7 protein-coding genes are annotated in these 12,680 nt (G+C 53.3%); all 7 read right to left on the bottom strand.

Annotated features, from left to right (window positions below; all coding sequences use genetic code 11):
* Nucleotides 1-323: 323 nt before the first annotated feature.
* The 7 genes from carB to FOA19_RS06015 all read right to left on the bottom strand — a co-directional run bounded on the left by carB (nucleotide 324) and on the right by FOA19_RS06015 (nucleotide 12,332).
* Nucleotides 324-3,137, bottom strand: coding sequence for a carbamoyl-phosphate synthase large subunit (gene carB / locus FOA19_RS06045; RefSeq protein WP_149089858.1), 2,814 nt, complete (start codon nucleotides 3,135-3,137; stop codon nucleotides 324-326).
* A gap of 431 nt (nucleotides 3,138-3,568) precedes the next feature.
* The gene (locus tag FOA19_RS06040) at nucleotides 3,569-6,526 is read right to left on the bottom strand and encodes an ATP-dependent DNA helicase (protein ID WP_190300295.1); all 2,958 of its coding nucleotides are present in this window, start codon (nucleotides 6,524-6,526) and stop codon (nucleotides 3,569-3,571) included.
* Nucleotides 6,527-6,987: 461 nt separating this feature from the next.
* Entirely contained in the window at nucleotides 6,988-8,106 is a 1,119-nt protein-coding gene (locus FOA19_RS06035) for an alkene reductase (protein ID WP_149089856.1), read from the bottom strand.
* Between the two features lie 56 nt (nucleotides 8,107-8,162).
* A complete protein-coding gene (locus FOA19_RS06030) occupies nucleotides 8,163-8,621 on the bottom strand; it encodes a MarR family winged helix-turn-helix transcriptional regulator (protein ID WP_149089855.1) in 459 nt (152 codons plus the stop codon).
* Nucleotides 8,622-9,008: 387 nt separating this feature from the next.
* On the bottom strand, nucleotides 9,009-9,242 hold the full coding sequence (locus tag FOA19_RS06025) for a hypothetical protein (RefSeq protein WP_149089854.1): 234 nt from the start codon (nucleotides 9,240-9,242) through the stop codon (nucleotides 9,009-9,011).
* A gap of 113 nt (nucleotides 9,243-9,355) precedes the next feature.
* Nucleotides 9,356-10,000: a DsbA family protein gene (locus tag FOA19_RS06020; protein ID WP_149089853.1), complete on the bottom strand. Its 645-nt coding sequence runs from the start codon at nucleotides 9,998-10,000 to the stop codon at nucleotides 9,356-9,358.
* A gap of 388 nt (nucleotides 10,001-10,388) precedes the next feature.
* Entirely contained in the window at nucleotides 10,389-12,332 is a 1,944-nt protein-coding gene (locus FOA19_RS06015) for an LTA synthase family protein (RefSeq protein WP_149089852.1), read from the bottom strand.
* Nucleotides 12,333-12,680: the final 348 nt, after the last annotated feature.

The raw sequence follows: 12,680 nt of genomic DNA, 5'->3' as shown, positions 1-12,680 counted from the left end.
TATAGAATTGGCTAACAGGCAGCCAAGACTGTTAAAAGTTCTATTTCTAGTTTGAGCGCAGCGGCAACTTGGAGTGGAAATGACAGCCAGTTTTCAACTGGCGAAGCGGGGAATTTGATCTATGGAAGCTGCAAACCGATGCCTCGTCAGTTGAAAACTGGAACTAAGCCTCGCCACAAGTTACCGCTACGCTCAAACTTGCGGCAGAGAGATTCTGTATTTGGCCCGTTTTTAAGAAGATAGCCCCAAAACGAAAAAGGCTGCCCCAATCAGGGCAGCCTTTTTTATGGTTCATCGCGCTAGTTGCTAGGCGATACAGGTGATTACATACTCAGGTACAAATTCCGTTCGCCGTAGATTTTGGTGAAGTATTCGTCTTCGAGGTTGTCAATGAAGTAGATGGCTTCGCCGGTTGACTTCATTTCTGGGCCTAGCTCTTTGTTTACCTCTGGGAACTTGCTGTGGGAGAACACCGGTACTTTGATGGCGTAGCCGTTTTTCACTGGGTTGAAGGTGAAATCGGTTACCTTTTTCGCGCCCAGCATTACTTTGGCGGCGTAGTTCACATACGGTTCCTGGTAGGCCTTGGCAATGAACGGCACGGTGCGGCTGGCGCGTGGGTTTGCTTCAATGATGTACACAATCTCGTTCTTGATGGCAAACTGAATGTTGATCAAACCAACAGTATTCAGCGCCAACGCGATCTTCTTCGTGTACTCCTCAATCTGATTCATCACGTTCTCGCTTAGGTCAAACGGAGGCAGCACCGCGTACGAGTCACCGGAGTGAATACCGGCTGGCTCAATGTGCTCCATGACGCCCAGAATCTGCACGTTCTCACCATCGCAGATGGCATCGGCCTCGGCTTCAATGGCACGGTCCAAGAAGTGATCCAGGAGGACATTGTTGCCGGGGCTGTCTTTCAGGATGTCCAGTACCTGCGCTTCCAGTTCTTTCTCGTTGATCACGATCTTCATGTTCTGGCCACCCAATACGTAGCTAGGACGCACCAAGAGCGGGAACTTCAGGTCTTTGCACACCTCCAACGCTTCCTCGGCAGAGTTTACGCTCGCGAAAGGAGGATACGGGATGTTGTTTTCTTTCAGCAGGGTAGAGAAAGCACCACGGTCTTCGGCTAAGTCAAGGCTCTCATAGGTAGTACCCATGATTTTGATGCCATAGCGGGTCAGTTTCTCGGCCAATTTCAGCGCGGTCTGTCCACCTAACTGCACAATCACACCTTCTGGTTTCTCGTGCAGGATGATGTCGTAGATGTGCTCCCAGAACACCGGCTCAAAGTACAGCTTGTCAGAGATGTCAGAGTCTGTACTTACCGTCTCAGGGTTACAGTTAATCATGATGGTCTCGTAGCCACACTCGCTGGCCGCCAGTACGCCATGCACGCAGGAGTAATCGAACTCAATACCCTGCCCGATGCGGTTAGGACCAGAACCCAGCACTACTACTTTCTTGCGATCGGAAACTTTGCTCTCGTTCTCGCCGTCAAAGGTGCTGTAGTAGTACGGCGTCACGGCTTCAAACTCCGCTGCGCAGGTATCTACCATCTTGAACACGCGCTTGATGCCCATGCTGGTACGCTTCTCGTGCACTTCGCTTTCTTTGCAACGCAGCAAATAAGCCAACTGACGGTCAGCGAAGCCTTTCACTTTGGCAGAGCGCATCAAGTCCACCGGAATGGAATCAATGGTGTATTTTAGCACCTCACGCTCGGTAAGCTCCAACTCTTCAATCTGCTGCAGGAACCAAGGATCGATTTTGGTTACTTTTTGGATGGTGCTGGTAGCCACCCCGAATTTCATGGCGTCTTTGATGGTGAACAGGCGGTCCCAACTTGGGTTGGCCAGGCTGTCCATCAACTGGTCGTAGTTCGTTTTCTCTTTGCCATCGGCGCCCAAGCCGTTCCGCTTAATTTCCAAGCTTTGGCAGGCCTTCTGCAACGCCTCCTGGAAGGTACGGCCAATGCCCATTACCTCGCCCACAGACTTCATCTGCAGACCCAGTTTCTTGTTCGCGCCTTTGAACTTGTCAAAGTTCCAGCGCGGTATCTTCACGATCACGTAGTCCAGTGCGGGCTCAAAGAACGCCGAGGTTGTCTTGGTGATGGAGTTTTTCAGTTCATCCAGGTTATAGCCAATCGCCAGTTTGGCGGCTACTTTGGCAATCGGGTACCCGGTGGCTTTAGAAGCCAGGGCCGAAGAGCGGCTCACGCGGGGGTTAATCTCAATCGCGATGATGGTGTCATCCTCGGGGTTCACCGAGAACTGCACGTTACAGCCACCGGCAAACTGACCGATGCCGTTCATCATCTTGATAGCCAAATCACGCATCTGTTGGTAGATGGTGTCTGGCAAGGTCATGGCCGGTGCTACCGTGATGGAGTCACCAGTGTGGATACCCATCGGGTCAAAGTTCTCAATAGAGCAGATGATGATCACGTTGCCAATGTTATCGCGCAACAGCTCCAGCTCGTACTCTTTCCAGCCCATGATGCTTTGCTCTACCAGTACCTCGTGGGTAGGGCTGGCGTGCAGACCGCGGGTCAGGGCCTGGTCAAATTCCTCAGGAGAGTTCACGAAACCACCACCGGTTCCACCCAAGGTGAACGACGGACGGATCACCAGCGGAAACCCGATTTCTTGGGCGATTTCCTTGCCTTCCAGGAATGACGTTGCAGTGTTGCCTTTGCAGACGTTCACGCCCAACTCAATCATCAATAGGCGGAATTTCTCGCGATCTTCGGTGGTCTCAATGGCGGTGATGTCCACGCCAATGATCTTCACGCCGTATTTTTTCCAAATACCAGCTTTCTCGCAGTCAATCGCCAGGTTCAACGCGGTCTGTCCGCCCATGGTGGGCAGTACGGCGTCAATTTGGTGCTTCTCCAGAATCTCAATGATAGACTTCTTCTCCAGCGGCTTCAGGTACACGTTGTCCGCGGTGATGGAGTCGGTCATGATGGTGGCGGGGTTGGAGTTGATGAGGGTGACCTCAATCCCTTCTTCGCGCAGAGAGCGGGAGGCTTGGGAGCCAGAGTAGTCGAATTCGCAGGCTTGCCCAATCACGATAGGACCGGAACCAATGATTAAGACTGACTTAATGGAATTATCTTTCGGCATTAGTAAAGCGGTATGTATAAATTGCCCAAAGTTAAAGCAGAAAGTTTAGAATTATGAAATAAACTGCTTTGGGCGGATAAATTATTTGCTCTTGCGTTTTAACTGTTTGAAATTCAGTCTTAAACCAGAAACCGATTGCAAACAGCAGTAGAGCCGGGAAGAGTTCCAGAATACCAGAAAGGCAGAGTAAAGTCTGACCTTGTTTCGTATTATTGAGGGCAAAATGCAGAATGAAGGTGTTTTTGCATCGGGCTGGCCTTGCTGTGGAAGGCAGCACCCTTTCATCCTGCCGGATGACGTCGTTGCACTGCAACGACGCTACATTGGTATTCTGTAGCGACGTTACACCGTAACGTCGTGCGCATTGAGGAGACGCGTTTCGGACCCGATTTACAGAAAACAGGCCCAAAACCGTGAAATGTATTTTACGGCTATAGAGAAACTCCGCGGCGCTCCCACTCAGAGGCCAGTTCCAGTTTGGGCAGAAGTGTCTTCAGCAACCAGTTTTCCATTTCCGCGCCGCCATGAAACGGCGTGATGTCTACCGGCAGCTCATCTTTGAGGTGCTGCATGCGCGCCGTGTGGAAGATGCGGGAATCCAGGATCACAAAGGCACCCTTGTCTTTCTCGCGCCGTACCAAGCGCCCGAATCCCTGGCGTAACTTGTGCTGGCTGGCCGGATAATAGAACTTGCTCCAGAAATAACCACCCTCCACCTCACGGCGATGCGCTACCAACGGGTTCCCCAGTGATGGATTTGGCAACCGGAATACGATCACCTGCGAAAGCGTCACACCTGGAAAATCCACGCCCGACCACATGCGGTCCAGGCCCAGCAAAACGGAATGCTCTTCTTGCCGGAATCGCCTGATTTCCCAAAGGCTGGTGCCTTCCTGTTTAAGCAGTTCAATGTCATAGGCGGGCAGGCGCGGGTGCAGCCAACGGTAGGCATCGTCCATGTCGCGGCGGCTGGTGAAGAGCACCAGCGTGCGGCCGTTCATGGCCACAATGCACTTGAGCAGCGTTTCCATGGAAGTCTGCAGCCAGGCTTGTTTCTGGTCCAGGGCCATCTTGTGCTCGTAGCAAGGGATGAACGCGGGCACCACGGCATGGACCTTTTCCTGCTGCTCATAGTTGAACGGCGAGAGGTAGCGCACTTCCTGGGCAAACGGCTCAGAGCGGCCCAGTTGATTCCGGAAATACTGCGTGTTGCCGCCCACGTACAGCGTAGCCGAGGTGAACAGCAGGCTGGGGTACACGTTCTGCAGCTTCTCCATCTCGTCTTGCAGGTAGTACGGCATCTTGCTCACCGACCAGTTCTGACCGCTTTTCTCCAGCACGTGAATCCATTTGCGGGCCGGGAAATCACTGGTGATTTTTTGGAGCGAATCGGCAAACTCCGCGGCCTTCTCTTTGTAGGTTTCCAGGCGGCTGAAGGTCTTGTCCTCGGGCTTTTTCAGGAGTTTAAGGATGCGGTCAATCTTACCGGCCACAAATTGAATGGCCGTCAAAAGCTCCTGCAGGGCTTGCTCAATATCGGCGCTGAATTCTCTTTTGGTCCAGCGGCCGTTTTCTATCAGCGCAACTTCTTCCTGCCACCGCTGCTCCCCTTGGATGGGCAACGCCTGAATCAGCTCGCCACTGGCCCTGATGGTGGCGCAGTCGCGGTGGATGGAGTCAATCTCGTCCAGTACCAGCAGGGTGGTTTCGGTATCCGCGCCTTTCATGACTTTGTCGCCCACCACGTCTAGTAAGCCTTTGCGGTAGTCTTTGCCCAGCAACGGACGCAGCAGACGGGCCTCCACAATGCCCAAGCTGAAGTTCATGCTCAGGGCACTCCGGGCGAAGTCGGGGAACTGGTCGGCCTCGTCAATGATGCAGTGTTTGATCAAATCTGTGAGCTTGGGCGTTAGCTGCAGCAGCTTGTGGTGGTTTGTGACGATAATATCGGCGGCGTAGGCCTGCTCCATGTGGCGGGCGTACGTGCACTTGGCTGGTTCCTGGCACAGTTTGGGCACGCACACTTCCTGGGCATTGGCCTCGGTGAGCAAGCGGTACGTGTCTGGTAAAATAGCCTTGATGTTCTGCGGAATCTCCTCTACTTCGCCTTGGGTGTGGTGCACACGCAATACCAGGTAGAGCCAGCTCAGCCCTTCCCGGATGGTGCCTTTCTCCTGTACCACCAGCTCGTCATACAATTCCAGCAGCGCCGAGACGCACAGGTAGTTGTTTTTGCCTTTCACGATGGCGGGCCGCAAATGCGCGTGTAAACCGCCCTTGAAGCGCAACCGCGGAATCTCACCTTGCATGACCTGTTCCTGCAGGTTTTTGGTAGCCGTAGCCACCACCACTTTCCGGCCGGGGTTCAGGCGGAGCAGCTCGGCGGCGGCGATGAGGTAGCCCATGGTTTTCCCGGTGCCGGTACCGGCCTCGGCCACGAAGGTGCCTTTGTCGGTAAGGGCTTTGTTGCAGAATTTGGCGTACTGCATCTGGGCGTAGCGCTCGGGCAGGCCGTGTTTCTTGTACCAGGCGTGCAGGGCATCGTGGATGAGCTGGTCAGACGGCGGTGCGATGTCTACCCTTGGTTTCACCACAGGGGCATCAGGCACCGTGGGCAGCCAGGAGGTGAGCTGCTCGCGCAGGTGGAAGGGCAAGACCGGCACCTCGGTAGTAGCCGGAGGCGTAAGCCAGTGCAAGTCCAGCGGTTCCAAGGTCTCGATGTGCTCGGCGGCAGATACTAACGTGCGCCAGGCTGTGCCCATAAAGATGGCGCCCAAGTTCAGCACCTGCCGAAGGAGTTGCATGAAGAGGGTAGGTTCGCCGGATTCGTTCTCGGGTGTGCTGGGGATTTTCTGCAACAATACCTCCAACAGTTGGAAAAGGTGCGTGTGCAGGGCCGCCAAGGCCATGTGCATGGGTTGGGAAGCCGGCTTTTTCTGGGCTGCCGTGGAGCGCGCCACCACATCGCCCATCTCCATCAGATTCAGGTGCGGCAGAAAGAACGAAGACAGCAAGGCTAGATCAGCGCAGACGGGCGGTGCGGCCATTCCCGCGAGAATGTAATGCTTGAGCCAGGTCTGCTCGTGGCGTTCGTGGAAGAAAAACAGGTGCGTGAAAGAACTCAGGTAGGCCTGCACCTCGGTTTTCTGCTCCTGCCAGAGAGGCGCGCTTTTTGCCTGCTCCTTGCTGATTTTGGAGAGTTTCTGCACGCTGCGGCCAAACTCCGCCTCGGGGTTGATGAACCATTCTCTAAGCACCGCATTTCCTTTCTCCAGCGACAATACGCCCACCTGCAGCAGCCCATGTTTTAGACCATAGGAGCCGGTAGCATATAGATGCACGAGGGCAAAGGATGGGGAAGCAGCTTTCATCAGGAGGATCTCTTTCACACGTCTGGCAGACTGCAAAGGTACTCTATGCTAAGGAATTTGCCGCAAAATAGTAGTTGAGGCTAAGCTGATTAGAAGGGTTTGTTTTGAGGGTGTTTTTGACAAAATATGCCTAGAACAGGATCAATAAGATACTTTATCTGCTTTTCAAGATAACCCACCCCTGCCCCTCCCAGGAGGGGAATTTAACTCAGTTAGATAGATTCCCCTCCTGGAAGGGGTAGGGATGGGGCACAAACTATGTAGCGGAAGTAGCTTCCATGCTATAAAAGGAATTGGCCCTTCGCTGGCGCGAGCTTCCAGCTCGTGTCCGCACGCATTCCTGATTGGTTCTACATTCATTTATATTAGAAAACCTTCTCCTTTTCTAGCCTGATTTCACCAAAACACCCTTGAAACGAAAAAAGCCGCACAAAGCGTGCGGCCATTTTCTATATATGCAGTTGTGTTGTCCTTACTTGTTACACGGCAGAAACTTCGGCCAGGGTAGGGTAGTCGGTGTAGCCTACTTCGGCGGTGTTGCTGTAGAACGTGTTGTAGTCCGGGGCGTTCAGCTCAGCATTCTCCGCGAAACGCTCTACCAGGTCTGGGTTCGCGATGAACGGTCTGCCATAGGCCACCAAATCCGCGAAGCCGTCTTCCAATACTTTATTACCAGTTTCCTGCGTAAAGCCGCCGTTGATGATGAGCGTGCCGTTGTACAGCGGACGGAAGTGCTTGGCGATCTCCTTTATAGCATACGGCAACTCGGCTACTTTAGGTGAGGCCTCGGTGAGGTGCAAGTACGCCAAATCATAGTCGTTCAGGCGCTTCACGATGTACTCAAACGTAGGCGCGGTTTCCTCGTCAACGGTGATCCCGAACTGCTCGTGCATAGACGGATTCAGACGGACACCTACGCGGTTCAGGTCAATGACTTCTTTCACGGCATCCAGCACCTCAAAGAAGAAGCGGGCGCGGTTCTCAATCGTTCCGCCGTACTCATCGGTGCGCTGGTTAGAGCAGCGGCTGAAGAACTGGTGGAACAGGTAGCCGTTGGAGGAGTGGATCTCCACACCGTCAAAACCAGCTTCTATCGCGTTGATAGCTGCTTTCTGGAAATCGGCCACAATCCCTTTTATCTCTGCCGTTTCCAAGGCTCTTGGCGTCACGGTTGGCTTAAAACCTTCGGCACTGAATGCCTGGTCATTGGGGTTGATGGCCGACGGGGCTACCGGTAACGCACCGTTGTGAAAATCTGGGTGCGACATGCGGCCCACGTGCCACAACTGGGCATAGATCTTTCCGCCTTTCTCGTGCACGGCATTGGTCACCCCTTTCCAGCCTTCTACCTGCGCTTCAGAGTAAATGCCCGGGATGTTGATGTACCCCACGCCCTGCGGGCTCACCGGCGTGCCTTCTGAGATGATTAACCCGGCGCTGGCGCGTTGGGCGTAGTACTCGGCGTTCAACTCGGTGGGTGCGTTCTCTGGGTTGTTAGACCGGCTGCGGGTCATAGGGGCCATCACCAAGCGGTTATTCAGTTCAAGGGCGCCTTTCTGGTAAGGCTGTAACAGCGGTTGATTTTCTATCTGACTCATGATCTATTTCTGGTTAATACAAGAGTTGTATATACAACTATATGGGTAAAAAAATATTAGCAGCTTCGTTCTCTTAATCTGTCCATGAATTCGCCAATCTGGGTGGCTTCTTCAGGGTTGATCTGGCAGAATTTCTCCTCCAGGTTCTGCATAATGGTGTCTGTCTTCTTCAGCAGCTCCAGGCCTTGCTCCGTGATCACGATGTCTACCTTGCGGCGGTTATCGGGGCACTGGCAGCGGGTCACCAGACCTTTCTCCAGCAGTTTGTCTACCAAGCGCGTGGCATTGGAGTCACGGTCCAGCATCCGGTCCTGGATCAGGCCCAACGTGGCCGGATTAGGATATTGTCCGCGCAAAATGCCCAGCACGTTGTTTTGCTGCAACGAGATCCCATACTGCTTCAACTGACAGGAGAACTCCTTTTGCAGCCAATTGCCCGTGAACATGACGTTCACCGCCATGCGCCGGTAAGGGCTGCCAAATGTCTTCTGTTTTAGTTCCTCTTCTAATTTCATGGGCTTGTTGCCGTTGCGGTGGCAAATCTACGTCTTATTATTGTATATACAATTATTGTAGTGACTTTGTTCCGCTTCGTGCAGGTTTCTTCCAGTAAATCACCGTTTCTGAAGTGTTTTACGGAAAAAAGCCAGAAAACGGTTTCGCCGGAATAAAGCTGGTTTTTACCTGTGGGTACAGGTTTTGTAACACCCGAAGAAGTGCTAGCCACCGGAACGGAACAGGCATTGCCTAGCCAGGCAAAGGACAAGTCTGAGAAGAAGCCAGCGTTTTAAGCCTGGTTTCCTTAAACAGGTTTAAAACAGAATCTGGCTGGGCTTTCCCGGGCAGGTTCTTAGAAGCTAAAAGCCTGCCCGGGAATACCGTTATGGGTAAGGAAGGACGAACTAAACCCGGCTGGGGGTAGGTTGCGCCAGGTAACCAGTGGTGGCCGGAGATTCCACCGTGCTGTCAGGGTCGGCATCCTCGGTGATGTCCGTGGCCGCGTCATCCCGGTCTTTGGCTTCCTGGTCGGCGGGTTTCTTGGCTTCGCAGGCGCCCAGTAGGAAAAGGCTGGAGAAGGCAAGCATGATTCCTGTTTTCCGGATGGTGGCGCCCACGGTGGTGATTTCCTTTTTCATAGTGGTTGTAGGTTAGGTTGGTAGTCCTCCTCTACGGAAAACACCGGCGTATCGACAGAAAACCCGGAGTCCATTTTCAGGTTTACTGGCAAAGGCAGCACCAGAATGTCTTTTTATTGGGCCAAGACCTGCTCCAGGGCCGGGGTAAGGTCCTCAAATTTGGCGTAGCCGCGGGTGACCAGATACAGTTTGTCTCCGTTCTGCGCCACCATAGACGGGAAGCCCTGGATGCCCCAGTCCTGCACCTGCGCAAACTCGCCCATGGCCTGCCGTTGGTATTTTTCCTCCGCGAATCGCTCCCGGAACTGCTCTTCAGAAAGGCCGGCCTCCGCAGCCAACGGCAAATAGGTCTCCACCTCGTTGAAATCCTTGCCTTCCTTGAACTGCAGGTCCTGGATGGCTTTGGCGTACTTCACCTGCTTGTTTGGGTGCAGTTCTTTGAAGATGCTCAAGGCAATGGCGGGAGGCTCTGAGTTGGAGATGTAGGTGCCTTTGTCCAGAACCTCTGTGAAGTATGCCTCGCCCATTTGCACGCCGGTGATTTCGTTGAGCCGCGGCATGGCCTGCCGGATGTAATTGGCCATGTTCCCGATAGGCCCCACGCGGTCACCCAAGATCATGCCGCCGCTCAGCACCTCAAAATGAAACTTGTCTGCGTAGGCGGCTTGCAGTTTCTCTATCTGCGGACCCATGGCAAAACACCAACCGCAAAGCGCATCGGAAATGTAGAAGAGGGTAGGCTTAGTATGGATGGTCATGGATTTTGGATCTTGGGGCAAACGCTATGAAACTGGAAAAGAAATAAGCGTTTAAGGCTTGTTTTCTGAAAAGCAAACCTTAAACAGCGACCACAAAGGTACTCCGGAGAAACGTTGCCACCGGCATGGTAATGGTTTCTACAGGTAAACCCCTGAACGAGGCGGCAATGGCGCGCCGTGTAGGGGCAATCTCGTGTGGTTGCCCTTGCTTTGTGGCAAGAGTAGGATGGTTCTTTCAACGGCCTTTGTCATCCCCCTACCCCCTTCAAAGGGGGACGGAATGCGTGTGGTTTGCAGCAAGAAAAAATCCCGTTTAGGGGCTGTTTTTGAGAAATCAGCTCCTAAACGGGATTCTAACAATCAGCAATCAACCATCAGCAATTAACCCCTATTTCGCGGTTAGCTTGTTCTCCAGCATGCGGTTATTGTACTGCTGAATAAAGGCCTTTAGCTTGTTTTCCATGGCTACCCTGATGAGCGGCTCCTTGTCCTTGAGGTTCTCCTTCAGGAATTTGTCTTCCCTGTAATTGAACAACCCCAGCGTATTAATGCCATCGAACTGGAGGAAATAATCGCCTTCGGTCCATTGGTAAGCGCCCTGGTAACTGATGGCGAAATTGCCTTCTGCCGGGTTGAGCATGTTTTTCCCGAAGGAGAAGTACGGTTGGTCGTAGCCCAAGTAGCCCAGCACGGTAGGCATGATGTCCAGTTGCTGCACCACGCGGTCCTGCTCCACACCTCTGAAGGAAGGATCACCGGGGGCGTAGAAGAGGATGGGCACCGCGAAGTTACCCCAGGCGGTCTGGTACTCGGGATAGAAGGTGTGCGTGGCGGAATGGTCGGCGGTGATCACGAACAGCGTGTTCTTGAACCAGGGCGCCTGGCTGGCCTTCCGGAAGAACTTGCGCAACGCCATATCTGAGTACCCGATGCACTCAAAGATCTCAAACGGTCCTTTCTTGAACTTGCCCTGGTAACGGTCCGGCACTTTGTAGGGGTGGTGCGACGAGGTGGTAAATACCGCGCTCATGAACGGCTCTTGAAACGTGTTCAGCTTGCCGGCCATGAACTGCAGGAACTCCTCGTCCCAGATGCCCCACATGCCGTCAAAATCCTCGGGCTTGCCGTACTCCGTCATGCCGTAGTAATCCTGCACGCCAATGAGGTTCATAAACGCGTCAAAACCCATGGAGCCGTTGGGCGCCCCGTGGAAGAAAGAGGTGTAATAGCCCTTCTGCCGAAGCGTGCGCGGCAAACTGGGCAAATTGTTGCTCACGTACTGCGTTAACACGAACGGCTCCTGGATGCTGGGAATGCTGGTAAGCACCGAGGGAAGCGCATCAATGGATTTCCGGCCGTTGGCAAACGAGTTCCAATACACTTTGCTCTGGCCCATAAGCGAGTCCAGGAAAGGCGTGAACCCGGTGTAGGTGCCGTTCTCCAGGTGTTGGTTGTAGCCGCCCACAGCCTCCTTCCCGAAACTCTCTAGCACAATCACCACCACGTTTTTTTTCTGAAATTTGGCTGAGTCAGTAGGCTGGTGCACCGGCGAGTAAAGCTGGGTTACCTGCTGGTCCGGGAAATAGGCCAGCTTCTGGTAGCTGGTTTTATTGATGGTCCGGATGATAGAGAAGGGCGTGTTGAGCACGATGTACATTTCCTGGGGCCGCTTCACGTACTCGCCGGCGTTGCTCAAGGTAATAGGTCGCGTGCTGTGCCGAAAGCCGCCGCGCATGGCCGCGATGCTCAGCCCTATGGTAAGCACCAGCATGACGGTATGCCACGGATAGTAAAACCAAGGATTGTAGGTAGGTGCTTTCTCCAGTTTGATGCGGTTGTAGAGCCAGACCATCAGCGCCACCAGCGCCACCCAGATCACCGCGATGTACCAGAAATCCACCAGGAAACTGGAAGCAAAGCCGCCCCAATCCTCATTCGCGAATTCCTTGACCACGCTGCCGGTAGTGCGCCGCAGGGTAAACCGATAGTAGATAAAGTCCACACAGTTAAGCGCTAACCCAATGCCGTTGAACACCAGAAAGACCCATTTCACCACTTTCTGGTACACCGGATGATGCCGGAACCGGAAGGGCAAAATCATCAGTGCAATGAACAGCAGGTTGGTGTACAAGACTGCCGCCAGGTCAAACTTGAGCCCGCCCCACATGAGGTACAGCAGGTCAGCGAAAGACGTCTCCGCGAAAAAGCCCTTGTTGAAAAAATAGAAGAGAAGCCGACAGACCGTGTATAGCAACATCGCCAGGCACAGCGCCAGCAGCATGGCCACATGCACGCTCCGTCGCAACGCCCTCGGCTGAAAAGATTTTATCATGTCCTAAAGAAAGAACCGCAAAATTACTGAACCCGAAGCAGATATAGAAACCAAGGATAGAAGAGCGGAATACACTAGGTTTAAGGCTGTTTTGGGAAAAGAAGGTTTTAAACAGTTAAAGGTAATTGGGATTTTAGCTTTGTGGATAATGGGAACGCCAGACCAGCAGGTTTAAACGCCCTTTTCGATCCTTTAAAGTGGGTGGTTTTGGTAAAATCTATGCTAACGGCAGTTACAAACTGCCGGTCATGTTGGGTCCAAGTCACAGACTTGAACCATGAAAAGGGAGAGAGGGCTGAGCTAAATCCGGCAGTTATAAACACCCCCCTTCGCCCCCCTCAAGGGGGG

The sequence above is a fragment of the Rufibacter hautae genome, from assembly GCF_008271695.1.
GTDB classification, from domain to species: domain Bacteria; phylum Bacteroidota; class Bacteroidia; order Cytophagales; family Hymenobacteraceae; genus Nibribacter; species Nibribacter hautae.
The sequence above is the reverse complement of the archived record's forward strand: the minus strand, read 5'-3'. Positions and strand labels throughout refer to the sequence as shown.

What these genes read in the sequence shown, in the direction of transcription:
- FOA19_RS06025 (WP_149089854.1), bottom strand. Translation starts at nt 9,242, where the DNA reads ATGAAAAAGGAAATCACCACCGTGGGCGCCACCATCCGGAAAACAGGA.
- FOA19_RS06030 (WP_149089855.1), bottom strand. Translation starts at nt 8,621, where the DNA reads ATGAAATTAGAAGAGGAACTAAAACAGAAGACATTTGGCAGCCCTTAC.
- carB (WP_149089858.1), bottom strand. Translation starts at nt 3,137, where the DNA reads ATGCCGAAAGATAATTCCATTAAGTCAGTCTTAATCATTGGTTCCGGT.
- FOA19_RS06015 (WP_149089852.1), bottom strand. Translation starts at nt 12,332, where the DNA reads ATGATAAAATCTTTTCAGCCGAGGGCGTTGCGACGGAGCGTGCATGTG.
- FOA19_RS06020 (WP_149089853.1), bottom strand. Translation starts at nt 10,000, where the DNA reads ATGACCATCCATACTAAGCCTACCCTCTTCTACATTTCCGATGCGCTT.
- FOA19_RS06035 (WP_149089856.1), bottom strand. Translation starts at nt 8,106, where the DNA reads ATGAGTCAGATAGAAAATCAACCGCTGTTACAGCCTTACCAGAAAGGC.